The sequence below is a fragment of the Bacillus sp. 3G2 genome (assembly GCF_044324725.1).
Classification (GTDB): Bacteria; Bacillota; Bacilli; order Bacillales; family Bacillaceae_G; genus Bacillus_A; species Bacillus_A mobilis.
Map to the genome: position 1 here is coordinate 2,045,543 of NZ_CP172246.1, position 25,884 is coordinate 2,071,426.

General features: G+C 35.3%; 21 protein-coding genes and 2 other annotated features. Of the genes, 17 read left to right on the forward strand and 4 right to left on the reverse strand.

Translation table 11 applies throughout. The features are described from left to right. Window positions 1-210 precede the first annotated feature (210 nt). Both ric and ACHZK0_RS10475 read right to left on the reverse strand, forming a co-directional pair. Complete coding sequence (gene ric / locus ACHZK0_RS10470; protein WP_395761511.1) at window positions 211-918, reverse strand: iron-sulfur cluster repair di-iron protein; 708 nt, start codon at window positions 916-918, stop codon at window positions 211-213. Window positions 919-1,123: 205 nt separating this feature from the next. Further along, window positions 1,124-2,080, reverse strand: coding sequence for an excalibur calcium-binding domain-containing protein (locus ACHZK0_RS10475; protein ID WP_395761512.1), 957 nt, complete (start codon window positions 2,078-2,080; stop codon window positions 1,124-1,126). A gap of 208 nt (window positions 2,081-2,288) precedes the next feature. Here ACHZK0_RS10475 and exsG point away from each other — a divergent pair, with 208 nt between their 5' ends. From exsG to ACHZK0_RS10490, 3 genes are all read left to right on the forward strand, one after another. Beyond that, window positions 2,289-2,441: an exosporium protein ExsG gene (gene exsG, locus ACHZK0_RS10480; protein WP_000395675.1), complete on the forward strand. Its 153-nt coding sequence runs from the start codon at window positions 2,289-2,291 to the stop codon at window positions 2,439-2,441. A gap of 162 nt (window positions 2,442-2,603) precedes the next feature. After that, window positions 2,604-2,813: a hypothetical protein gene (locus ACHZK0_RS10485; RefSeq protein WP_046959276.1), complete on the forward strand. Its 210-nt coding sequence runs from the start codon at window positions 2,604-2,606 to the stop codon at window positions 2,811-2,813. Between the two features lie 248 nt (window positions 2,814-3,061). Further along, window positions 3,062-4,645, forward strand: a complete 1,584-nt coding sequence (locus ACHZK0_RS10490; RefSeq protein WP_395761707.1) for an esterase/lipase family protein — start codon at window positions 3,062-3,064, stop codon at window positions 4,643-4,645. 163 nt (window positions 4,646-4,808) lie between these two features. On the opposite strand, the gene ACHZK0_RS10495 is transcribed toward ACHZK0_RS10490, so the two are convergent. Beyond that, window positions 4,809-5,393, reverse strand: coding sequence for a preprotein translocase (locus ACHZK0_RS10495; protein WP_262741686.1), 585 nt, complete (start codon window positions 5,391-5,393; stop codon window positions 4,809-4,811). A 480-nt stretch (window positions 5,394-5,873) separates the two neighbouring features. Here ACHZK0_RS10495 and spoVS point away from each other — a divergent pair, with 480 nt between their 5' ends. After that, on the forward strand, window positions 5,874-6,146 hold the full coding sequence (gene spoVS / locus ACHZK0_RS10500; RefSeq protein WP_061678591.1) for a stage V sporulation protein SpoVS: 273 nt from the start codon (window positions 5,874-5,876) through the stop codon (window positions 6,144-6,146). A 271-nt stretch (window positions 6,147-6,417) separates the two neighbouring features. On the opposite strand, the gene ACHZK0_RS10505 is transcribed toward spoVS, so the two are convergent. Beyond that, window positions 6,418-7,293, reverse strand: a complete 876-nt coding sequence (locus tag ACHZK0_RS10505; protein ID WP_395761513.1) for a hypothetical protein — start codon at window positions 7,291-7,293, stop codon at window positions 6,418-6,420. A gap of 109 nt (window positions 7,294-7,402) precedes the next feature. Here ACHZK0_RS10505 and ACHZK0_RS10510 point away from each other — a divergent pair, with 109 nt between their 5' ends. The 13 genes from ACHZK0_RS10510 (at window position 7,403) to ileS (ending at window position 25,787) form a co-directional block, all read left to right on the forward strand. Next, window positions 7,403-8,050 carry an HD domain-containing protein gene (locus ACHZK0_RS10510; protein ID WP_071723983.1) on the forward strand — a complete coding sequence of 216 codons (648 nt, stop codon included), beginning with the start codon at window positions 7,403-7,405 and terminating at the stop codon, window positions 8,048-8,050. Beyond that, complete coding sequence (locus ACHZK0_RS10515; RefSeq protein WP_061679547.1) at window positions 8,047-9,942, forward strand: ABC-F family ATP-binding cassette domain-containing protein; 1,896 nt, start codon at window positions 8,047-8,049, stop codon at window positions 9,940-9,942. The genes ACHZK0_RS10510 and ACHZK0_RS10515 overlap by 4 nt, the downstream gene beginning before the upstream one ends. 75 nt (window positions 9,943-10,017) lie before the next feature. Further along, on the forward strand, window positions 10,018-10,749 hold the full coding sequence (locus ACHZK0_RS10520; protein WP_001260655.1) for a Bax inhibitor-1/YccA family membrane protein: 732 nt from the start codon (window positions 10,018-10,020) through the stop codon (window positions 10,747-10,749). 105 nt (window positions 10,750-10,854) lie between these two features. Continuing rightward, on the forward strand, window positions 10,855-11,109 hold the full coding sequence (locus tag ACHZK0_RS10525) for a DUF4318 domain-containing protein (protein WP_270341203.1): 255 nt from the start codon (window positions 10,855-10,857) through the stop codon (window positions 11,107-11,109). 308 nt (window positions 11,110-11,417) lie between these two features. After that, window positions 11,418-11,756 carry a single-stranded DNA-binding protein gene (locus ACHZK0_RS10530; protein ID WP_395761514.1) on the forward strand — a complete coding sequence of 113 codons (339 nt, stop codon included), beginning with the start codon at window positions 11,418-11,420 and terminating at the stop codon, window positions 11,754-11,756. 155 nt (window positions 11,757-11,911) lie between these two features. Continuing rightward, a complete protein-coding gene (locus tag ACHZK0_RS10535) occupies window positions 11,912-13,039 on the forward strand; it encodes a conserved virulence factor C family protein (RefSeq protein ID WP_262741681.1) in 1,128 nt (375 codons plus the stop codon). Window positions 13,040-13,042: 3 nt separating this feature from the next. Continuing rightward, window positions 13,043-13,426: a thiol-disulfide oxidoreductase DCC family protein gene (locus ACHZK0_RS10540; RefSeq protein ID WP_073518519.1), complete on the forward strand. Its 384-nt coding sequence runs from the start codon at window positions 13,043-13,045 to the stop codon at window positions 13,424-13,426. An 83-nt stretch (window positions 13,427-13,509) separates the two neighbouring features. Further along, window positions 13,510-13,944 (forward strand): BrxA/BrxB family bacilliredoxin, encoded by a 435-nt coding sequence (locus ACHZK0_RS10545; RefSeq protein ID WP_098885140.1) that lies wholly within the window; start codon window positions 13,510-13,512, stop codon window positions 13,942-13,944. A gap of 49 nt (window positions 13,945-13,993) precedes the next feature. After that, a complete protein-coding gene (locus tag ACHZK0_RS10550) occupies window positions 13,994-14,770 on the forward strand; it encodes a class I SAM-dependent methyltransferase (RefSeq protein WP_395761515.1) in 777 nt (258 codons plus the stop codon). 40 nt (window positions 14,771-14,810) lie between these two features. Beyond that, window positions 14,811-15,025, forward strand: a binding site (T-box leader). Between the two features lie 47 nt (window positions 15,026-15,072). Then, window positions 15,073-16,761 carry an arginine--tRNA ligase gene (gene argS, locus ACHZK0_RS10555; RefSeq protein ID WP_395761516.1) on the forward strand — a complete coding sequence of 563 codons (1,689 nt, stop codon included), beginning with the start codon at window positions 15,073-15,075 and terminating at the stop codon, window positions 16,759-16,761. 174 nt (window positions 16,762-16,935) lie between these two features. Further along, a complete protein-coding gene (locus ACHZK0_RS10560; RefSeq protein ID WP_395761517.1) occupies window positions 16,936-17,820 on the forward strand; it encodes a class I SAM-dependent methyltransferase in 885 nt (294 codons plus the stop codon). Window positions 17,821-18,091: 271 nt separating this feature from the next. Next, complete coding sequence (locus tag ACHZK0_RS10565; protein ID WP_395761518.1) at window positions 18,092-22,294, forward strand: tetratricopeptide repeat protein; 4,203 nt, start codon at window positions 18,092-18,094, stop codon at window positions 22,292-22,294. A gap of 98 nt (window positions 22,295-22,392) precedes the next feature. After that, window positions 22,393-22,632 (forward strand) — a binding site (T-box leader). Between the two features lie 53 nt (window positions 22,633-22,685). After that, window positions 22,686-25,787 (forward strand): isoleucine--tRNA ligase, encoded by a 3,102-nt coding sequence (gene ileS, locus ACHZK0_RS10570; RefSeq protein ID WP_395761519.1) that lies wholly within the window; start codon window positions 22,686-22,688, stop codon window positions 25,785-25,787. Window positions 25,788-25,884: the final 97 nt, after the last annotated feature.

Below are 25,884 nucleotides of genomic sequence, written 5' to 3' on the forward strand. Positions count from 1 at the left end.
TCTACCTTAAATTCTGAGAATATTCAGATTATTCATTGTGATTACATCTAGTATAATTGTTTCCGTAACTTAGGGCAATATGGTAAATAATGATTTCTAGTTTTATGTGAAAAGAGAAGCGGATAGGAAATTTAGTTATTTGGATTGAGAGGGTGGTGAAGCATAAATAAAAGCAGGACATGAGCATTGCTACTCATGTCCTGCTTTTATTTATGCTTTCGTAATCGCACGCGGAAATAAAATATTATTTTCTAAATGAATATGCTCAAATAAATCAGACTCTAGCGCTTCAAGACGTTGGTAAACAAGTCGATAAGTGCCGCAAGCGCCTTCTGGAGGAGTAAAGTCATTTGTCACTTTACGAAGTCCTTTTATAATATTTCCAGCATGATTGTGCTCATTTTCTAGTTCATCTACTACTTTACGTAACTTTGCATAGTTTTCATCAGTTGGATTTTGTTCAAATTCTAAAATTAATGGAAAATCTTCCATTTCTTCTTTAATTAAATGTTGTTCTAATTCCATTTTAAGTTCATGAAATAGCTTATGAATTTGAGCTAAGTGAGGCTGATTCGCTCCATGAACGCGTAATACTTTCATCACATATGGACTTAGTTGCGGTAACTCTTCATTTAAATAACGATGATGCTTATTAATCACATAATCAATCAATTCGCGATAAGAAGCATTTTTCCAATCAATTTCAGATTCATTTAATCGTTTCGCATTATGATAAAGTGTATTTAACTCTGTAATTACTTCATCCACCGATAAATTTCTTTCATGAATTGCATCAATAAGCGGCTTATTACCACCACAACAAAAATCTATTCTATATGATTTAAAAAGATCACTAGCTTTCGGAAATTGCGTAACAATCTCACCGACAATTGAAGTTTCAGTAAATGTATGTTTCATATGAATGCCTCCATAAAGTTTAAATGTAATATCTAAATTAAGAATAGCGATAAATGAAAAACAATGTGGTGATTGAAATCACTTATAATGTGTCAGTTTTGAGAATAATAAAATGAGTTTTATAAAAGGAAGAGGGAGTGGAGGTAAGTAGTCGCAATACTATGTAATAAAAAAAGAAGCTTACTAGAAGCTTCTTTTTTTATTACTATTTTTCACATGCAACTCCATCGCCATCACGATCAAGGTGAGAGCTATAGCCTGGTTGATCTTTATATAATGGAGCTTTTCCAGCAGCTCTAACTGCAGCACAATTTTTGTAGTATGTATTACTAGTATTTCCGGAAGCAGGTTGTGTTTGAGCTGGTTGTGCTTTTTTCTGTTCCTCTTGTTGTTTACGAGCTTGTTCATCAGCTAGACGTTTTTGTTCTTCTTGTTGTTTGCGAGCCTGTTCATCAGCCTGGCGTTTTTGCTCTTCTTGTTGTTTACGAGTCTGCTCATCAGCTAGACGTTTTTGTTCTTCTTGTTGTTTACGAGCTTGTTCATCAGCTAGACGTTTTTGTTCTTCTTGTTGTTTACGAGCTTGTTCATCAGCTAGACGTTTTTGCTCTTCTTGTTGTTTGCGAGTTTGCTCTTCGGCTTGGCGTTTTTCATCCTCTTGCTTACGAGCTTGTTCTTCCGCTTGACGCTTCTCATCTTCTTGCTTTTGAGTTTTTTCGTCCGCTTCTTTCTTTTCTAGTTCTTTTTTCTGCTCGTTCTCTTTTTGTTCTGCATTGTTAGAAGCAACTTTTTTACTAGTTGCTGTCGTCTTTTCAGAAGAAGGAGCTGAAATACTTGATAATGCAACAAAAATGACAAATAAAATAGCAGTGATGATAAATTGTTTTTTTGCTACACCTGTCTTTTTAATTACAGATAAGATTGCTAGCACAAGGAAAAAAATAAATAAAATTAAACTTAAAGTAGCAAAAAAATCGATGATTGGGTGTTCAGGTTTTGTAGTGCCCATTCCTGTTAAGAGAATTGAAATCATAAAAAAAATAACGGCAGGACGGCCATATTGTTTTGCTTTTCCATTTTTCTTAAAGAATGAAATGATACATAGAATGAAAAGAATAAATGCAATAAAAAATAAAGCTGCACCAATATTACTCAAAATCGTCATTTTTATACCTCCATTTGTAAGATTTTCACTATTGATTATATAGGAACTTATTGGATATTACACGATTTATATAAATTTAGAAAATTGGTATTTTTAATAGACTTATAAACAATTATTTCGTATATAAGGAAAAATAGATATATTTCCTATTACGTTTTTAACGATATTTCATAAAGTATAGTATATCGATTGAAAGGAGGAGATTTGAATGGAATTTCAATTGTTAGTGAATTGTGTGTTACAAGAAGGTAATGCTTACTTTTTAGTAACGAAAGTAGACGATGTAATTACGTTGAAAGTACCGATTACAGCAGGAGTAGCAGGTTTATTCTTAGCTTTCGGTGTACCAAGATGTTCTTAATTTAAATCTCTACAGTAGAAAGAGGAGGACAAGCCTCTTTCTACTACTACATAATAATTTTATGTAAACTAAAATTATGTTTTATTAATAGCACATTTAAAATGGACATGCATATACTATAATGTTTTTTAAGTTATGAAAATTAAAGAGGTGCTATTATATATGAAAAGAAGAACATTTGATATTCCAGTTACATTGCGAAGAGAGTGGTTTTTAATAGAATTAGCCCATTTAACGAAAAAATATGGAATTGAAATTGCAACTAGCAAAATGGAAGCTGCACCGTTTTTAAGAGATCAAGTTACGGAATCAAAAATAGGGTCAGGGCTCCAATATGATAAATATGATGATGAGTATATCATTGATTTATAAGAAAGAAGCTGCGTATAAAAGGTTATGGTATAAACCTTTTATACGCAGCTTTTTTAGTTAGAAATATGTTGAGAAATTTTTAATGAGTTTAATAGGAAAAGGAATGAATACATGTTGAGAGAATAACGTTTCATAAGAAAGGACAGTTACTATTTTTTCACCTAAAAAATAAGTAAGAAATAACTAGAGTAAAAATAGTACTTCCTTTCAAAAAAGGGGGAATGTTAATGAGGATTTTGAAAAGGTGTATGTTACTACTTCTCGCATTTTTTATTATGACTCCGATGGCTGTTAGTACGAAGGTACAGGCGAAGGAAGTAAAAGAAATTAAAACGGGATTTCCAGATAAAGAAGTAGCTACACCTGGAGAATGGTTTTTAGGTCAAAAACCTGCAAATTATAATGAGAATAAGCCTCCAATTCTTTTTGTGCAAGGAAGGAATGGGAATGCCGATAGTTGGTATGGAAAGACAGTATATCACGATATAAATGATATGTATGACTATGCTTTGAAAGCAGGTTATCAAACAGTATTTATACAATTATATGATGCTGCTGGAAAAGGGTCAGCTAGTCAGTGGGACAATGGAAAATTGTTAGCACAAAAATTAGAAGAAATATATAATCATTTCGGTAAAAAAGTTAATATTGTAGCACATAGTAAAGGCGGTATCGATACACAGGCTGCATTAGTAGGGTATGGCGCAAATCGATTTGTCGGAAATGTTATTACGCTTGCGACGCCACATCATGGATCAAACTTGGCGGATTTATCATATAGTTGGTGGGCAGGATGGCTTGCTTCTATATTAGGTCAAAAAGATGATGGTACGTATTCATTACAAATGGGGGAAATGGCAAAATTTCGTTCAACGATTGATAATAATCCAGCAGCTAAATTAAACCGTTACTATACGGCTACCGGGACTAGCTGGGGACCAGTATTTTCTGCTTTATCTATGGGCGGGCTTTATTTGTCATCATACGGTTCAAATGATGGATTAGTAAATGAGTGGAGTGCTAAGTTACCGTATGGAACGCATTTATTTACAGATTCCAAATTTGATCATGATAATATACGAAAAGGATCTGCTGTTTTCTCTCGAATTGAACCATATTTACGTACATCAAATGTAGCTGTACCAGCTTTAGTAGCATCCAGCACTAGTTCAAATGAAAATGTAGAACAATTAAATACAACTTCAAATCAAAACATACTAGGAGGAGAATTGCCACAAAATCAGTGGATAGAGAAAACTGTTGCGGTTGATAAAAAAGCTGAAGGAATCGTTTCTATATTAACTGCTTCTTCTGATGTAGAAGTGCAAATGATATCTCCAAAAGGAAAAATGTATACAAATAAAGATAGCGTTATAACTGCTGGTGAAGGTGAATCTTTCTTTAATGGTGCGACAATTAGAACATTTAAATTTGATAAAATGGATGTAGGAGAATGGAAAGTTAAAATGATGGCGAAGCAGTCGAAAGATGCATTTTTAGTTGTAAGCGATTACAATAGTGGTGCGCCATTTGTTCTCCAAATGCCTGCAAAAGTTAAAGTGAATAAGTCTGAGTATAAACTGAAAAAATCACCTGTGGCGCCTGAAATGAAAGGGGATCTTTCCATAACAGTAAGAATAGTTAATAAAGAAGGAAAACTAGTCTCTGAACATAATGAATTACAAAATGTTAATAATACTACATTTACTGGTGCTTTGAAGGACATAAAGCAACCAGGAGTATACAATGTTACGATGGATATAAAAGGGATGAATAAAGAAGGACAACCGTATAATCGTACAATTGTTAAGTCAGTTTATGTGGAGAAGTAAGAAAGAATGAGAAGTTTTTAATATAAAAAGTACCGAACTTTTGTAGAAGAGTTCGGTACTTTTTTCATGTCTATTAGGTTAACAGAAAAGTATAATGGGAAACAAAAGGACATTATTCAATAAAAAAAGATGCTGAAATAGCATCTGAATGTGAAGATGATTATTAACTTAGTTTTATAACTGTTAATTCAACTGAATTGATACCATTATCACAAGTTGCAATACTTTGACGATTAAAACCACTATTATTTTTCAGTTGAAGAGTTGAATTAGCTGGTACTGTAACAATCGTTTCGCCTGCTAGTTGAAGGCATTCGTTATTTGATGAAGTATTCATTTGAAAAGCAAAGTCACCTTGACTATTAGCAAGTGGATTGTCATTTAGAAATATAGTCATGACTGGAATATGTGGAAACACAGGGTTTACAGTAGTGTTAATCGTTGAAATAAAAGAAACTCTATAATCACCTGCTTGACTAAATTGTATAGTAGTAGGATTTAGTAAGGAAACGCCTCCTGCTATAGGGCCAGCGTGATTAAATGGAAAAGGATCTCCGAAAGAAACAGTTATAAACTCTGTTTGCCAAAAAGTGCCGTATGCCGGACAGTTTTTTTTATGTGACTGGTCGCATGAACATTTTTTATATGAACTAGAAGAGGAATTGCATGAGCATTTTTTATATAAGCTAGAAGAAGATTTGCATGAACATTTTTTATTGGAGTTTGAAGAATGGTAGTATGAATCCAATATATTACCTCCTATTATGAATGAAGTGTATACTCATAGTATTTTATGCTTGTCCTATATAAAAGGTGATAGATTTGAAGTGTAAAGTGCTAATACGATGAAATATAGTAATAGAAAAGAAGCTGTGACCATTTTTGAAGAAAAAAGGGTAATGATTTGGTGAAAATATCAGTGGAATATATTGGGTGTTGAAGTGGAGCGGAAACGCATATTTTACTTTCACATGTAAAAATAAAACCAGTATCCTTAGTTGCAATGATGTGATCGTTTAAGTGAATGTCTGTCTTTTAAAATGTTTATATATTAGAGTTTATGGTTGTTGCCCTTTATTTACGTAGTGGGGCAGGAAGAAGACGAAAAGTATCGAATGAATGTACATATGTAGCATTGTTTGCTTTTGGTGTGAATAGTAGTAAAAGATACGTTGAAATATTTATACGGTAACAAAAGAGCGATTAAATAATAGAGGGAGCAACTTACATGGAAAATATATTAAAGGTATCTTCAAAATCAAAACCAAATTCAGTGGCAGGTGCAATTGCAGGTGTACTAAGAACAAGTGGAAATGTAGAAATTCAAGCGATTGGGGCGGGTTCTTTAAATCAAGCAATTAAAGCAATTGCGATCGCAAGAGGGTTTGTTGCTCCAAGTGGTATTGACTTAGCCTTTGTTCCAGCGTTCCAAGAGGTTACTATTAATGATCAAGAAAGAACGGCGATTAAATTAATTATTGGTCCTAGAAAGAAAAGGTAATTGCGGTAATTCAGTATTGAAATGATATTTAACATAACAAACAAAAAGTGTCACAAATGCTTATAAAATAGGCGTTTGTGACACTTTTTTTGTTTTATCCCTCTTTAATGGGCAGTAAGACCCCCACCTCAAAATTTAGCGAAAGCAAAGAAGTTAGGTGGGGGATCAACTGCCCATAAAAGTCCGATTGGTGAGGGCTGATAATCAGTGGTGGATGAAGAAACCCCCCACTGATTAAAGTTTCACTTTATTTAAATTGAAACGAACAACCCTAAAACTGCTCATTCTTCTCCCAAGATTCTACAATATAATGTGCAATCGTTGGATTGAATCCTTTCCCAACTAAAAACATAATCGCAGCAACTTCTGTTAAAGCATGTTTGTGCGATGTATGTTTTGCTTCATTTAAACCGTAATCTACCCAAGGTTTTACGAAATCTAGTACAGGTTTCTTTAAAGGTAAAAACTGTGTACCGACAACTTGTTGAATTTGTTGTTGTGTTGGTTCTGTAATTGGTCCAGGCGGTAAAATTTGAGGCTGTGTGATATCAAATGTTGGTCCTGGTGGTAAGATTTGCGGTTGTGTAATATCGAGTGTTGGGCCAGGTGGTAAAATTTGTGGTTGTGTCGGATCAATTGTTTGTGGTGCCGGTGGTGAAACACGTGCGCCATAGTTTGGTTGATACATTTGCGGCTGATATTGTGGTGCTGCATATGGATTTTGTTGAAATTGTTGTTCTTGATTTTGTGGTGTTACATATGGATTTTGTTGAAATTGTTGTTCTTGATTTTGTGGTGCTGCATATGGATTTTGCTGAAATTGTTGTTCTTGATTTTGTGGTGCTGCATATGGATTTTGTTGAAATTGTTGTTCTTGATTTTGTGGTGCTACATATGGATTTTGCTGAAATTGTTGTTCTTGATTTTGCGGTGCTGCATATGGGTTTTGAGGGTAATCATAATTTGGACGTGTGTCGTATGCGTTTTGCTGAAATTGTTGCTCTTGATTTTGCGGTGTTTCGTATGGATTTTGTTCATATTGTTGTTCTTGTTCCCCATATTCCTCATATTGTTCTTCATACCGTTGTTCCTGTTGCTGAGGGTAAAATGGTTGTTGTGGATAAGGCGGTTGATTATTATAGAACATAGTTATTCCTCCTTCATGATGATGCTTACCACTCAGTGTATGGGCGGACAAGAAAATATGTGATGAAAAAATGCGGGCGTGTTACAATAAGTAACTGGGTGAAGATAAAATGACAAAACAAGAAAAGATTCAAAAAACAATTACTTTTGTAAAACATATTTTAGAAAAAGATGCGAGTGGGCATGATTGGTATCATATTGAACGCGTACATAAACTGGCGATTTCTTTATCCGAGCAAGAAGGAGGAAATCGTTTTATAATTGAAATGGCAGCATTACTTCACGATGTGGCAGATGAGAAGTTAAATGAAAGTGAAGAAGCAGGAATGAAAAAAGTTTCTGATTGGTTAGAAGAATTACATGTGGAAGAAGAGGAAAGTAAACATGTTCTTCATATCATTGCTAATATGTCTTATAAAGGTGGTCATGGCGGTAAAGTGGAGTCACTTGAAGGGAAGCTTGTTCAAGATGCGGATCGCTTAGACGCTCTTGGAGCAATTGGAATAGCTCGCACATTTGCGTATGGTGGGGCGAAAGGGAGATTAATGTATGATCCAACTATTCCTCCGCGTGAAGTGATGACGAAAGATGAATATAGAAAAAATAACGATCCATCTTTAAATCATTTTTATGAAAAACTTTTGAAACTAAAAGACTTAATGAACACGGACGCAGCAAAACAAGAGGCTGAAGTTCGACATCGTTATATGGAACAGTTTATTGAACAATTTATGAAAGAGTGGAATGCACAAATATGAAAATGTTAACTGTGGAAAACTTATCGAAATCATACGGAGAAAAACCGTTATTTGATGGATTATCATGTAGTATTACAGAAGGACAACGTGTCGGGATTATTGGTGTAAACGGTACTGGTAAATCGACATTATTAAAAATTATTGCAGGGTTAGAAACTCCTGATACAGGGGATATGACGCATTCACGTGGGTATACAATTAGTTATTTATCACAGCAACCAGAGTTTGATGAAAAACTAACAGTATTAGAGCAAGTGTTCCATGGTGATACACCTTTAATTCGTCTTCTTCGTGATTATGAACAATCGTTATTAAATATCGAAAAAGATCCAAGTAATGAAAAAGTACAGGAACAATTATTTGCAGTGCAGCAACGTATGGATGCGATGAGTGCATGGGAAGCAAATGCGAATGCAAAATCGTTATTAACGAAATTAGGAATTACTGATTTCACAGCAACTGTTGGAAATTTATCTGGTGGACAGAAAAAACGTATTGCGATGGCGCAATGTTTTATTGAAACACCGGATCTATTAATTTTAGATGAGCCTACGAACCATCTTGATCATGAGACAGTAGAATGGTTAGAGGAATATTTAGCACGATATAATGGTGCCGTATTACTTGTAACCCATGATCGTTATTTCTTAGATCGTGTGACGAATCGTATTTTTGAATTAGACAATGGTAAACTATATAGTTACGAAGGAAATTATAGTACATTTTTAGAAGCGAAAGCACTTCGTGAAGAACAAGAAATTGCGCAAGAATCAAAACGTCAAAACTTATACCGCCGCGAACTAGCATGGATTCGACGTGGTGCAAAAGCTCGTTCGACAAAGCAAAAAGCACGTATTCAACGATTTGATGAGTTAAAAGGTCAAGAAGGACCAGCTGCAAAACAGTCAGTTGATATTGCGCTTAGCGGGAGTCGCCTTGGTAAAAAAGTACTTGAGTTAAAAGATGTAACGAAAAAATTCGGTGATAAAACGGTATTACATAACTTTAATCATATAGTGAAACCAGGCGATCGCATCGGGATTATCGGAGCGAATGGAAGCGGGAAATCTTCTCTTTTAAATATGCTTGCAGGTAAGCTATCTCCTGATAGTGGTGAAGTTGAAGTAGGACAAACTGTAAAAGTTGCTTATTATACGCAAGAAAATGAAGAGATGAATTTAAATCAGCGTATGATTGAATACATTAAAGAGATTGCAGAAGTTATTCATACGACAGATGGAAAAGTAATTGGTGCGTCTCAAATGCTAGAACGTTTCTTATTCCCGACGCATTCACATGGTACACCACTTGGTAAACTATCTGGTGGTGAAAGAAGACGTTTATTTTTATTACGTATTTTAATGGGAGAACCAAACGTACTATTACTTGATGAACCTACGAATGATCTAGATACACAAACATTAACAGTACTGGAAGATTATTTAGAAGATTTCCCGGGTGTCGTTTTAACTGTATCGCATGACCGTTACTTCTTAGATAAAGTAGTAGATGAATTGTTCATCTTTAGTGGTGGAGGCGAAGTGCGTGAATTCCTAGGTAGTTATACGGATTTTTTAGAGATGGAAAAGACGAAAGAACTTATTGAGAAGGCTGAAGTTCAAAAAGAGAAAAAAGTGGTAGAAGAAGCGCCGAAACAACAACGTAAACGTAAACTTTCATACAATGAGCAGCGTGAATGGGAAACAATTGAAGATACAATTGCCGAACTAGAAGAGAAAATTGAGTCAATTGGAGAAGAGCTTGCGAAAGTTGGATCTGATTTCACAAAGGCACAAGAATTATCTGAAGCACAACAGAAAACAGAAGAAGAGCTAGAAAAAACGATGGAAAGATGGAGCGAACTATCAGACATCGTTGAAGGATTAAAATAAAAACAAGCTGCATATATTGAAAAGTAAAGAGAAAAACTTTACACTATTGGTAGAACCTATTTTAGGAGGGAAAAAATGAGAACATCTAATCCAATGTTGAAAAAAGAGGCATTCCGTAAAGAGGGAGCAAGCGCTTCTGCGATGACGATTGGCGGAACAGTAGGCAAAACGTTTATTATGCTTATCTTGCTACTTGCAACGTCTGTCTATTCATACATACAGATGATGCAGGGGACGATGAAGATGCCAGTATTAATTGGTGCTTTAATCGTTGCAGCAATCATCGCATTTGCGTCTATGTTCTTCCCGCGTATTTCACCTTTTGGTGCACCAATCTATGCGGCGGTAGAAGGGGTTGTATTAGGTAGTATTTCAGCTGTTTATACAATGAAGTTTGGCGATTCTATCGTTTTAAATGCTGTATTACTAACAATCTCAATTCTATTTGCAATGTTAGTGTTATATGCAACGCGCGTAGTAAAAGTAACGGATAAATTCCGTACAGGCGTGATGGCAGCAACACTTGGAATTATGGTTATGTACTTAGTCGTATTTCTATTAAACATGTTTGGTGTAACGGTTCCGTACATTCACCAAGGCGGTACAATCGGTATTATTATTAGTGCAGTTGTTATCGTAGTTGCTGCATTAAACTTATTACTAGATTTCGATTTAATCGAAAATGGTGTACGTAGTCAAGCTCCGAAATATATGGAGTGGTACACTGCAATGGGACTAATGCTTACATTAGTTTGGTTATACTTAGAAATTCTTCGTTTCGTTTCTTACTTTACGAAAAATGACTAATAAAAAATCCTGCATGAAAAATGCAGGATTTTTTTATTTTTAAAGATAAATTGATTATATGGTATAATATGGATATTGGTAACTTAAGTTAAAGGGGGGTGGAGTATGATGAAAGAAAATAAAGGAATTATAAAAAAACTATTTTCTAAAAGTTTTTTCATAGAACTAGATGATGCTTTAACGTATCCATCAGCAGAAGTTATTACTTCAGCAATAGAAAGATATGCGTCTGAATGTAATGAAAAGTTGAAATTCGAGAGTAAAGTAAAACCGATTACTTTTTACTTAGAAGATGTAATGTACAGCGTTGAGATAAAGATGGCTCGCGGTGGATATTACATTTCATGCAGTGAAGTATAAAGTGAAACTTTAATCAGTGGAGGGGTCTTTATCCCCACTGATTATTAGTTGAACCAATCGGACTATTATGGGCAGTTGATCCCCCACCTAACTTCTTTGCTTTCGCTGAATTTTGAGGTGGGGGTCTTACTGCCCATTAAAGCGGGATAAATTTTGAAACCTTACATGTTTAAAGTATGTAAGGTTTCTTTTTGGTTTTTACAAGATAAAATAATATATTTTTTATTTGAAAATATATTATTTTACGATTTTTACCCTTCATACATTTTTCTTTACAATAAAGAAAAATATGTGAGGTGGTATAACTTATGATGAATCGAGTTGTATTAATCGGTAGATTGACGAAGGAGCCAGAATTATACTACACAAAGCAAGGCGTCGCTTATGCACGAGTATGTGTTGCGGTGAATAGAGGTTTTCGAAATAGTTTAGGTGAACAACAAGTGGACTTTATTAATTGTGTCGTTTGGAGAAAATCGGCTGAGAATGTAACTGAATATTGTACGAAAGGGTCTCTTGTTGCAATTACTGGACGTATTCATACGAGGAATTACGAGGATGATCAAGGAAAGAGACTATATATAACGGAAGTGGTGATTGAGAGTATTACATTTTTGGAGAGAAGGCGGGAGGGGGCATCACAATAAGATGGGACTTTAAACAATGGGTTTGGGAGAATTAGGTGGAAAGAGAAAGTATGATGATGGAAAGAAATCAGCAAAATAAAGCATCCGAGTAGGTTTAGAGAGGTGGAACATGTTACAATACACGTAAGAACACGCAATAAAGGAGAGTTTTTTACGTGAAGATTAAAGCAATTGAACCTACGCCAAGTCCAAATACAATGAAAGTTATTTTGAATGAAGTATTACCATCAGGAGCGCGTAATAATTATACAAATGAAAATAAAGAACAAGCACCAATGCAAGTGCAAGAAATTTTGAAAGTTGAAGGCATTAAAGGTGTATATCATGTAGCCGACTTTTTAGCAGTGGAGCGAAATGCGAAGTATGACTGGAAAGTTTTATTACAGCAAGTTCGTGCTGTTTTCGGTGAAGAGATAGTAGAAGAAAGTGAAGAACAACAACTTGCCCATTTTGGGGAAGTGAAAGTGTTTGTTCAAATGTTCTTTACAATCCCAATGCAAGTAAAGTTAACAGATGGAACAACAGAAGAACGTGTTGGTTTACCAGATCGTTTTAAAGAATCAATTATGAAAGTACAAATGTCTGCACCAAACGTTGTAAAAGAACGTAAATGGGTGGAACAAAGTACACGTTACGGTAATTTTGAAGAAATCGGGAAAGAAGTAGTAGAAGAGATTGTGGCTGCTTATTCAGAAGAACGTGTAAATGAAACGGTTAAAGAATTATTAAACCAGGCAGGTGCTGTTGAAGTAACGATTCAAAAGCGTGAGCCATATAAAGTAACAGAAGAGATGATGAAAGATGCTGACTGGAAAAACCGTTTTGCAGCATTAGAACAAATGGATCCTACTGAAGAAGATATGCCAGTGTTGAAGATGGCGTTAGATGATGAGAAAGTTTCGATCCGCCGTTTAGCAACAGCGTATTTAGGTATGGTAAAAGGTGATGGAGTATTGCCGTTATTATATAAAGCGCTATTAGATCGTTCAGTAAGTGTTCGCCGTACAGCGGGCGATTGCTTATCAGACGTAGGTGATCCAGCAGCGATGTTCGTTATGATTAAATCTCTGAAAGATTCAAGTAAATTAGTACGCTGGCGTGCAGCGATGTTCTTATTTGAACTTGGAGATGAAAGTGCGATTCCGGCATTAAAAGCAGCGCAAGATGATCCAGAGTTTGAAGTGGCGATGCAAGCGCGTCTAGCATTAGAGCGTATTGAAGGCGGAGAAGAAGCAAAAGGTTCTGTATGGAAACAAATGACGGAGTCTCGTAAAGGGGAATAATGTATGATTGTTTTCTATGATAGTTGGTGCCCGATGTGTACGGCGGTTGCAGAACGTACGAAAAAATTAGATAAAAAGGGTAAGATGAATTTTGTTTCATTTCGAGATGAAGATGTAGTTGAGAAGTATGAACTTTCTCAAGAACTACAAAGTAAGATGGAACAAAGATTGTATATTTTTAAAAATAATAAGTGGTATGACGGAATTCATAGCATACATGTATTAGCAAAGGCCGTTCCATCTTACTGGTTTGCCGTGCCTTTTATAAAACTATCTATCGTACTCGGATTTGGAAGTAAAGTATATGATTATATCGCTAACAATAGAAAACTTGTCCCAGTTGGACATTGCCGCGGTGGGGTTTGTGAAATCCCTACAAAAAAATGAAATCATCGCTATCTTTCTTTTGCACCTAGTAATAGAGCGTGATATGATGAATTTGGAATGAAAGTTGAAGGAGAGATTACAAGATGTCAAATGCTTATGAAGAATACATGCGCCAAATGGTAATCCCAATGCGTCAAGAATTAGTGCGTTCTGGGTTTGAAGAGTTAACTACAGAAGAAGCTGTAACAGAATTTATGGAAAAAGCTACAGGTACAACTTTAGTAGTTGTAAACTCAGTTTGTGGTTGTGCAGCTGGTTTAGCACGTCCATCAGCAGGTCAAGCGGTTGTTCGTGCTGAAAAACAACCTGATCATCTTGTAACTGTATTCGCAGGCCAAGATAAGGATGCTACTGCTAAAATGCGTGAATACTTCGGAGAAATTCCTCCATCTTCACCATCTATGGCATTGTTAAAAGGAAAAGAAGTTGTTCACTTCATTCACCGTCATGAAATTGAAGGTGCAACTATGGACGAAATTATTACGAACTTAGAACAAGCTTTCGAAAAGAATTGCTAAAGAAGGGGGAGAGTAAATCTCCCTCTTTTCTTTATATAGAGGTGAAAAAATGATCGTAACAACAGCAGGAAGAACGAACAAAGAAATGACAGATTATGCAAACAAGGTAGCGACAGAATTAAATCGTTCTTTCGTTAAACGTAATGACATACCAGTACATAAACTACATGAGCAGTATAAACAAGATATACTTGTTGTAGGGAAAAATCGATTAGCTATTTATCCAAAAGGAACGGAGGAGTCGTTTTTCTTTCATCCAAACTCAGCGATGTTTCGTGTGAAAAGATTAATGCGCGGAGAACACGACCCGTTTGTACAAGCCACGCAATTAGAGAGCGGAATGACAGTGTTAGATTGTACGCTCGGTATGGCATCAGATAGTATTGTAGCTAGTTATATTGTTGGTGAAAGCGGAACAGTAACGGGGCTTGAAGGCAATGAATATATGGCTTATATTATGGGAAATGGTTTAAAAACATGGTCTTCATCCGTTTCTGAAATTGATGAGGCAATGCAACGAATCGATGTGAAGCAAACGGAGCATTACGCATTTTTAAAACAATGTGAAGATAATAGTTATGATGTTGTGTACCTTGATCCAATGTTCGAAGAAACTGTTATAGAATCAGATGGAATAAAAGGATTAAAACACTTCGCTTTGTATCATGATATTACTGATGAAACAATTGCGGAAGCGAAACGTGTGGCGAGAAAGCGTGTCGTTTTGAAAGACCATTTCCGTAGTTCTAGATTTGAAAAACACAATTTTCACGTGTACAAAAGAAAAAGTGCTAAGTTTCACTTTGGTGTAATTGACCCTTGCTAATTGTTTGAAAAGATGTATAATAAGCAATAATTAATTAAATATAATGTCTGTGATGAAGAGAGTAGTCTTTTTTAGAAGGAAAGCGAGCTAGGGATGGTGTGAGCCTAGTGCGGAAGGAAAAGATGAAGCGCACTTCGGAGATGCTTCTTGAACGAATAGTAGAGTAAGCCGAGGCCCCCTGTCCTCGTTATAAACGGGAAAGTGGTTCGTAATGAACAACAAGGGTGGTACCACGGGTTTAAACTCGTCTCTTTTTTAGAGACGAGTTTTTTGTGTTTTAAAAAATAAGGAGGTTATATAGTATGGATTATAAAACGCAGTTTGCGGAAAGTTTATCTAATATTTTCACGAATGAATTAACGCAAAAACAAATTTTAGATTTAATCGAAACGCCGAAACAAGATGAATTCGGAGATGCGGCATTTCCATGTTTTTCACTTGCGAAGCAATATAAAAAATCACCAGCTCTTATCGCAAAGGAAGTTGCGGAGAAATTAAGTGATCCATTTTTTTCGAAGGTAGAGGCTGTTGGTCCTTACGTAAATGTATTTTTTAATCGTGAAATTGTAAGTGATGCAGTATTAAAAACGGTTTTAGCGGAGAAAGAAGAGTACGGTCAAAATCACTTTGGGTGTGAAAAAACGGTAGTTATCGATTATTCCTCTCCTAATATCGCGAAACCTTTTTCGATGGGGCATTTACGTTCTACAATGATTGGCAATTCATTGAAACATATCGCTGAAAAATGCGGCTATGAAGTTGTGGGAATTAATTATATTGGAGACTGGGGTACACAGTTTGGAAAGTTAATTACCGCTTATAAAAAGTGGGGAAATGAAGAAGTAGTTAAAGAAGATCCAATCCGTGAATTATTTAAGTTATACGTTCAATTCCATGATGAGGTAAAAGACGACGAAGAACTAGAAGAAGAAGGGCGTGCTTGGTTTAAGAAATTAGAAGAAGGTGATGAAGAAGCTGTTGAGCTTTGGAATTGGTTCCGTCACGAATCCTTAAAAGAATTTTCTCGTATTTATGAACTTCTCGGTGTTGAATTTACTAATTTTCAAGGAGAAGCTTTTTATAATAACTTAATGGAAGATTTTATTGAGATTTTAGAGGAGCATGATTTGCTTGAAGAGTCAGAAGGCGCGTTAGTCGTTAATTTAGAAGAAGAGGGAATGCCGCCTTGCTTAATTAGAAAATCCGATGGTGCAACGATTTACGCAACACGTGACTTAACGGCAGCGTTATATCGTCAAAACACATATGCATTTGATAAAGCGTTATATGTAGTTGGCCCGGAACAAAGTTTACATTTTAATCAATTTTTCACTGTATTAAAAAAGCTTGGTTACAATTGGGTAGAGGGCATGGAACATGTACCGTTTGGGTTCATTTTAAAAGACGGTAAGAAAATGTCGACACGTAAAGGAAGAGTTATTTTACTTGAAGAAGTACTTGAGGAAGCAATAGACCTTGCAAAACAAAATATTGAAGAGAAAAATCCGAACTTAAAACAGAAAGAAGAAGTAGCAAAGCAAGTCGGCGCTGGTGCAGTTATCTTCCACGATTTAAAAAACGAGCGTATGCATAATATCGAATTCTCATTAGAAAATATGCTGAAATTTGAAGGTGAAACAGGGCCGTACGTACAATACACACATGCACGTGCTTGCTCTATTTTAAGAAAAGAAAGTGTAGAATTTGAAACGTGTACGTTTGCATTAAAAGATGATCATAGCTGGAGCGTCGTAAAATTACTGAATAAATTCCCACAAGTAATTGAAGTTGCCTTCAATAAAAATGAGCCATCAATCATTTCAAAATACGTATTAGATGTAGCACAATCGTTTAATAAATACTACGGTAATGTTCGTATATTAGAAGAGAGCGAAGAGAAAGACAGCAGACTTGCATTAGTTTATGCTGTGACGGTTGTATTAAAAGAGGGATTACGTTTACTTGGGGTGGAGGCACCTAAGGAGATGTAAACCAAATAGGTATACGTATCATAGTAGATATGTATGCCTATTTATTTTTATAGAAAATGTGAAAGCAGAAGTTTTATTTTGTTAAATCTAAATTTTTTAGAAGTGTTTCAAGTGTAGGAATGTCCTTATTAAATGGAGAATTGTAATGTCATATATAAAAAGGAGGCGTTAAACTTGGAAACGTACGACTGGAACAGTAAACTAACATATTTAAAAAACACGAGAGATTTATATTACAATGACGATTATGTAAGCTTTTTAGTAAATACAGTTTGGAAGATTACTAAGCCCGTACATATCGTTGATTATGGTTGTGGATATGGTTATTTAGGCCTAATATTAATGCCATTACTTCCAAAAGGATCAAAGTATACAGGCATTGATAGTGGAGAAACATTACTAGCTGAAGCGAGAGAGTTGTTTCGCTTACTTCCGTATGAGTCACAATTTATTGAGGGTGATGCTACAGAAATTGAATTGAACGATACATACGATATAGCAATCTGTCATGCTTTCTTATTACATTTGAGTTCACCAAAAACGATGCTACAAAAAATGATGCATTCAGTTAAAAGGGGCGGAAAAATAATTTGTTTTGAACCACACTGGATATCAAATATGTCTTCATATTATTTAAATGGAGAGAATCAATCGGAAATTATTAGGCTAAGTGCTTTGCAGCAATTATTTGAAAGTGACACGCAGAGAAGCGGAAAAGATGGAAATATTGGTATGAAAGTACCGACGTTTTTAAGTGAACTAGGCGTAAAAAATATTGAATGTAGAGTAAGTGATAAAGTGAACTTTTTAGATTCTAATTTGCAGCATAATGATAATGATAAACGAAGTTTGTATCATTCATTAAAAGAAGAGGGGATTGCAGGGAATCCAGGTGATAAGAAGCAATTTATAGATCGTTTAATGACAAGAGGATTAACATATAATGATGCACTAGCTCAATATGAAGCTGAACTCCGATTTTTTAAAGCATTTCAAATGCACTCTTCTTTAGTATATGCTCCGAATATGAAAATTACATTTGGTGACATAGGATGTTGAAAGATAGCGATTTATTGAGGGTTGTCACTTTTTGTCAGTAAGTCGATATCCACCGTATTATCGCCGATATAATTGCATGTGCTGATTCCAGCTTTCAATAGATAAGATCCTCAAAATATGGAGAAAAACAATCATTTCTACTATATTTTGTTATAAATTCGAATAATATTAAATAATACTATCCATTATAGGAGATTTTAGTTGAATACCTACAATATGATGTGTAAAATCTAAGCAAGTAGCAGTGCAAATAAATATTCGAGGTGAATACATGCTAGATTTTAAGCAGTTAGATGCTTGTTTGAAAGACAAGAGATTTATAGATGGATTACAGGAAATAAATAATGAAATTTCATATATAAAAGAAAAGAATACTTTATCCTATTTGAAGAATTGGCTTGCTAATATTCCTTCACATAAGGAGTTTGACATATTAATACGTCTTACTGATGAAGGGCTTATGCACCAATACAGTTCATTCCTCATTCGCTACGCCTATAAAAAATTCCCGAATTTGAGAACGCTCTCTTTATATTGTGATGAGTTAATTGATGAGCGAAAAATACTTGAAGTAGAACAGTTGTTAAAAGAATCATTAGAAGAGGTAAATAAAGAAGAAATAGAAGTTGATCTTTTAGCGAAAACATATTTTACGTTAGTACGATGTTTGTTGGAAATGAAGCGAAATGAAGAAGCCCTAATCTATATGCAAAAGGCAGAGGAGTACAGTGCACGTGCTGTATTTGATAAATGGGGCTACGTTTATATGCATACAGGTGAATGGGAGAAAGCAGAAGAACAATTTATAGCTGGCATGCAGCATAAAGATTGTGAAGAGCTATCTACCTATTTGTTATCACAGTTATATGCGAATCAAGGAGAACAAAAACGTGCATTACAGCTAATTGATGATGCGATTGTAAAGTTCCCGCAAGTACCATATTTTCATTTTGAAAAGGTAAAATATTTATTAGATTTAAGGAAGTATGAAGAGATGTTAGCGGTAATAGATAACATAAATAATCAGCTTCCTTATCATGCGTATAAAACTTACTTTGTACATTTACGTGCAGAAGCGCTTTACAAAATGAATAAACTTGCAGATTTACAACAGTTATTAAAAGAAGAAAAAAGTTTAAAAGAGTCTTTATATCATAATTTAGAAAAAAATCCAGATGGCAAAAAGGTTCATTTACCGATAGTTCCGATTGTACAAAAGGATAATTATTGTGTTCCGACAAGTTTAGAAATGATGTTGCAGTTATGGGGAGAAAAACGTACACAAGATGAAATAGCAGAATTTATCTTTGATATGACAGGCTCGAAGTTTTCAGATACTGTTTCTTATTTAGAAGAATTAGGTTATGAATATCGTTATTTTAAAGGGAATGAAGAAAGTTATAAGAGACTACTGGATGAAGGGATTCCTATTTTATTAAGTATAGATATTGAGCATGCTTCACATGTGCAAGTATTATGTGGGTATGATGATACGTTACAAGCTTTTTATGTTCAAGATCCGAACTTTATAGAACCCGTTATTGTGGAATATAGTAAGTTACAAGAAAAATATCGTTACACAGGGTGTTTAGCGATTACGTTTGTTCCGAAAGAAAAGAAGGAGCAACTAGCATTTTTAAATGAAGAAGAAAATCATTATTTTAAAACTATTTTTTCTCTTACGGACCATTTAGATGAACATGATAAAGAGGGGATTCATAACTTAGTACAATTTTTAAAAGAGACGAGTGATAATCCGAATACGTGGTTATATACGGTTAAGCATTTAGATGTTGAAGTAGATAATGAGTTTATTATAAGTTGTATTGAAAAGTTAATGGAGAAGTTTCCGAACTCAGATTTTGTTAAATTGCATGGTGCGCAGTGTTTTATTCGCCTTCAAGAATTAGAAAAAGCAGGGCAAATGCTCGCGTGTGTTGAGAAGAAAAATAATCGTGCTTTATATCATTTAATAAACGGAAGGTATGCTTTTGAACAGGAAAGTTATATAGAAGCAATTTCAAGTTTTCGTTCCTCATTACAATTAGATGCAGATCAGCCGATTGCTTGGAGTTTTCTCGCTTTATCATATATGTATATCGACCAATCTGAAAAGGCGTTGCAGTTTTCTCAAGTTGCTTTAGAACGTAGTCCAGAGCGATTCACTTTAACGAATCACGGATTAATATTAATAGATTTAGAACGATATGAAGAAGCGTATGAAATTTTTAATGATCTGTTAAAAGAGTATAAAAATGAGGCACATGTATGGTATGAGCGAGCGAGATGTGCGCATCATTTAGGGAAATTACATTTAGCGATAAAAGGGCTTAAAATAGCGATTCATTTAGATAGTAATGCACCTTACATTTATACGAAACTTTCGGAAATATACGAATCTGATTTGAAGGATGAGGAACGTACGAAAGAAATTTTATTAAAAGGTATTAAGAATTGTGACGATAAGGCACCTTTATATGTAAAACTCGGTGACTATCATTTTCAAAATGATAGCCTGGAAGAAGCAGAAACATTGTATACTCGTGCTTTAGAAGAAAATCATGATGATGTTTATTCTCACTTCGGAATTACGCAAGTTTATATGGCAAGAGAACAATACAAGGAAGCAAAACAATATATACTCGGTATTGAAAAGCAAATTGAAAAGAGCCAAGATTTTCTTATGAATGCGGGAATGGTTTTATGGGATGCTGAGGTTGAACTTGGTGGAAGTGAAGAAGGCTTTAAAGTAGCATTGTCTAAGTTAGAGAATGGTATAAAGCAGAGCGAATATAATGTAGCAAGTGCATTAGATGAATATGTGAATCGAATTAAAGGAACGGTATTTGTACAACGAGGAATAGCATTCTTAAGAACGTTACACAAAGAAAGAAATGAGGTAAGTGAATACGGTTGTTATATAGGTATTTTATATGAATCTATTGGGCAGTACGGCCAAGCGATGAAAAGATATAAAAGGGCGATAGAACAAAAGGAAACGGCATTACCGTATTACCGAATTGGTGAAACACTTATGGTATTAGGGCAATTGACAGAAGCGAAACAAGCGTATGAAACATGTTTAGAGCTTGATGAGCATTTCGTAGGGGTACATTTACAGCTTGCGGAAATATACGAAAAAGAAGAAAACCGTTCTAAAGAGCAAAATCATATGGTTCAGGCGATGAAAGAAGAGCCGTTGCATATTAATATGGAATATTTGGCACAGCTTTCAGTAGAAATGAATCTTCATGAAGAATTGCTGACTGAATTAGAACAATTAGCGGACGAAGTACCTGAAATATGGCGACTAGATGCGATTGCATATGTGTATGGAGCGATGGATGAAATAGATAAAGAACAAGCATGGATTGAAAACGCGCTACAAATAGATGGTGAGCATACAGAAGTTCTATATCATTATGCAAAAGTGTTAGTGAAAAGTAGAAATGAAAAAGCAATTGAAATTGCAATGAAAGTGATACAAAAAGATGTAAATAATGAACGTATATTTGAGGTATACGTAAAAGCGATAGAACAACATAAGAAATTGTCTAACATACGAGATTTTCTTCATACATTAAAAGTGAAAAAGGCAGAAAGAAGTATGGCATTTATGTATGCTGCATCTGCGGTGACGGAAAGATGGATTGAACGTCAACAAAATGAACAGCCGAAGAAATCCATAATTACGAGAGCCTTTTATCGTATGAAAAACCGTGCGAAAGAAATTTCGATTATTACTACAATCATTGATTTGTATGAAATTTCGTTAAAGTTGAATCAAAAAAATAGTATGGCAGCGCAGCGATTTGCACTGTTTTACGGGAATGTGGCGATGTATAAAGAGGCGATAGATGTATTGCAAACATCGTTAGAAAATAGATGGGATTACGATGTAGCGAAGCAACTTGTAAATCTTTTCATAGAGTGTGAGGAAGAAGATATGTTACGGGATGCTTCAGAATTAACGAAGCAAATGGTTCGAGAGTTACCAGATGATTATGATACGCTTCTTTTACAAGCACAAGTATTCTTTAAAATAGGGGAAGAAAGAAAAGCAGAAAAAATTACCTTACAGTTAACGGAGCAAACACCGTTTGTAAGTAGAGCGTTTCTTGCTTTAGGAGAAATGTATCAAAGTCAAGAAAGGTTTGAAGAGGCGATTCATATATTAGAAAATGCTTCTATACATCATCCAAATGAAACAGCAATTCTTCTTTCTTTAGCGTCTTCATATCATGGTGCCGGACAAACACTAAAGGCAGAAAAAATAACAAATGATGTATTAACAATGGATGCAAGTAATTTGTTAGCAAGATACGATCGTGCTTGTTATTTAGCACAGTTAAACAGAATTGAAGAGGCGAAGGAAGAGCTTGAAATTGTTCTTCGTGAGGATGAATCAGGATTCTTTGCTGAGCTTATTGAAGAAGATGAAGATTTAGCTGGAATACGAGAATTTGAAAAGTAATTGTATAACAATCGCGAAAAAGGGCATAAATAAAAATATATTTTGAATTAGTTGACAATTTATTGCCTAATGGCATAAAATAGCTTTTAACAAAGTATACAAATCTGAAGACGAGAAAGAGTAAAATAGTGCACTGTTCCCCAGAGAGCCGGTATGTTGCTGAAAGCCGGTGTTCAGACGTTATTTGAAAATCATCTCCGAGGAGCCGAGGCTGAAAATAAGTAAGCCCGGACGGATGTCTACCGTTACAAAGAACACGTATGACAGTACGTTGCTAAGTGCTATTAGTGAAGAGCTAATAGAATTAGGGTGGTAACGCGGGTAAACCCGTCCCTACTTTATAGGGACGGGTTTTTTGTGTGCTTTAAAACATTCAAAGGAGTGATTGTAGATGAAGAAAGTAGATGTAAAAGAGTCAGCTGTAGGGAGAGAAACACGTATTCGTAAGCAGTGGAACGAGCAAAGTATTTTCGAGCAATCAATTCAGAATCGAGAAGGCGCACAATCTTTTGTGTTTTATGAAGGACCACCAACGGCGAATGGATTACCGCATGTAGGTCATGCACTTGGACGGACAATTAAAGATGTAGTAGCAAGATATAAAACGATGGCTGGTTATAAAGTGTTAAGAAAAGCGGGATGGGATACACACGGTTTACCTGTAGAATTAGGTGTTGAGAAGCAACTCGGTATTTCTGGTAAACATGAAATCGAAGAGTATGGAATTGAGCCATTTATTCAGAAGTGTAAAGAAAGTGTATTCACATATGAGAAGCAGTGGCGTGAATTCACTGAAAGCATCGGTTATTGGGTAGATATGGATGATCCATACGTTACGTTAGAGAATCCATATATTGAAAGTGTATGGCATATTTTAGGGACGATTCATGAAAAAGGCTTATTGTATAAGGGACATAGAGTTTCACCATATTGCCCAAGTTGTCAAACTTCACTAAGTTCACATGAGGTTGCACAAGGGTATAAAACAGTAAAAGATTTAAGTGCAACAGTTAAGTTTAAAGTGAAAGATAGTGAAAATGAGTATTTCCTAGGTTGGACAACGACACCTTGGACACTTCCAGCAAATGTTGCGCTCGCTGTACATCCAAATATGGAATACGTGAAAGCGAAACAAGAAGGTCATGTATACATTGTTGCGAAAGAACGTGTACAACATGTATTAAAAGAAAACTATGAAGTACTATCTGTCCATAAAGGTGAAGAATTAGTAGACACATCTTATGTGCCGCCATTTCTAATGAAAGAAGTTACAAATGGCTACCACGTTATCGCAGCAGATTTTGTCACGGCAGATAGTGGTACAGGACTTGTTCATATCGCTCCAGCATATGGGGAAGACGATTATAGAGTCGTTCAAAGTGCAGGATTGTCATTCTTACATGTTGTAGATGAGAAAGGTGAGTATACAGAAGCAGTACCATTTTTGAAAGGGAAATTTGTAAAAGATTGTGACGTGGATATCGTTCGTTATTTAGCGAAGGAAGGCTTACTATATCATAAAGAAAAGTATGAACATAGCTACCCACATTGCTGGCGCTGTGATTCACCACTTCTTTATTATGCAGGAGAGAGTTGGTTAATCCGAACAACTGCAATTAAAGATACATTTTTACAAAATAACGATTCTGTTACTTGGTATCCAGATCATATGAAACATGGACGCTTTGGTAAGTTTTTAGAAAATATGGTGGACTGGAATATTAGCCGAAATAGATATTGGGGAACACCATTAAACGTATGGGAATGTGAAAGTTGCGATCATCAATTCGCACCGAAAAGCATTGCTGATTTAAGAAAGCACAGTACGAAAGAAACACCGGAAGATTTAGAATTGCATAAGCCATATGTAGATGAAGTGCAAGTATGCTGCGAAAAATGCGGAAGTACAATGAATCGTACACCAGAAGTAATTGATGTTTGGTTTGATAGTGGTTCCATGCCATTTGCGCAATATCATTATCCATTTGAAAATAAAGAGTTATTTGAAGAACAGTTTCCAGCAGATGTAATTGCAGAAGGCATTGATCAAACACGCGGATGGTTTTATAGTTTATTAGCAGTATCAGCACTTTATACAGGAAAAGTACCGTATAAACGAGTGCTATCACTAGGGCATGTATTAGATGAAGAAGGCCAGAAAATGTCTAAAAGTAAAGGGAATGCACTAGATCCAGTTGATTTAGTCAATCAATTTGGTGCAGATGCTTTAAGATGGGCGCTACTCGTCGACAGTGCTCCGTGGAATGCGAAGCGTTTTTCTGAAAGAACAGTACTAGAAGCAAAATCTAAATTTGTAGATACATTAGTCAATGTGTATAGTTTCTACGTTTTATATGCAAATTTAGATGAGTATAATCCGAAAGAAACGTATGATGTAAAGCGGACGAAATTGGATGAATGGGTATTATCAAGATTGCATAGCACAACGAAAAAAGTGAGAACAGCACTTGATGATTATCAATTTACGAATGCAGCTCGTGAAATCGCGGCACTTGTAGATGAAGTAAGTAACTGGTACGTAAGACGATCACGTAATCGTTTCTGGGAGTCTGGTATGAATGCCGAAAAAGCAGCTGCGTATGAGACACTTCATGAAGTGCTTGTGACAATTAGTAAATTAATCGCACCATTTACACCGTTTGTCGCTGAAGATATTCATTTAAATTTAACTGGAAGTAGCGTTCATTTAGAGGATTATCCAGTTGTGAATGAATCACTACTTCAGCCGAAATTAGAAGCAGAAATGGATGCAGTTTTACAAGTTGTTGAACTTGGAAGAAGTAATCGTAATCAGCATTCTTTAAAAGTAAAACAGCCATTAGCGGAACTTGTATTACTAGCACATAATGAGAATGATATGGATTGGGAATCGTATCGTGATATCGTCATGGATGAACTAAATGTCAAAGCGTTCCATGTTGAACTCGATGAAACGAAATATACGTCCTATCAATTAAAGCTGAACTTTAAAACAGCTGGGCCGAAGTTTGGTAAAAATGTGAACGCAGTAAATACATGGCTAAAACAATTATCAAAAGAAGAAGTAGAACACTTTGTATCTACAGAAAGAGCAGTTTACGAAGCTGCACCAGGAGAAGAAGTATTTGTAACAGCTGAAGATGTAGTAGTCGAGAAAGTCGCGAAATCAGGATTTTCTAATACGACTAACGGACAATATACAGTTATGTTAGATACGAATGTCACGGAAGAATTGTTACAAGAAGGAGTAGCGCGTGAATTCATTCGAGCAGTTCAAGAATATCGTAAACAGTTAAATTTACCGGTTAATTTACGAGTAGATGTTATTCTTGATACAGAGGAAGAACTACAACAAACATTAAAGAACCATAAAGATTTATTGGAAGAAAATTTACTCGTTAAGCAATTTACATTTGATCACTTAACGAATGAAGACGATGAACTATCTTTAGGTGAAGCGAAAGTTCGAATTAAATTAAGCGCGGCTCATTAAAGAAAAAAGGAAGTTGGAATCATTCCAACTTCCTTTTTGTATGATGGAAATTTATCCCGCTTTAATGGGCAGTAAGACCACCACCTCAAAATTCAGT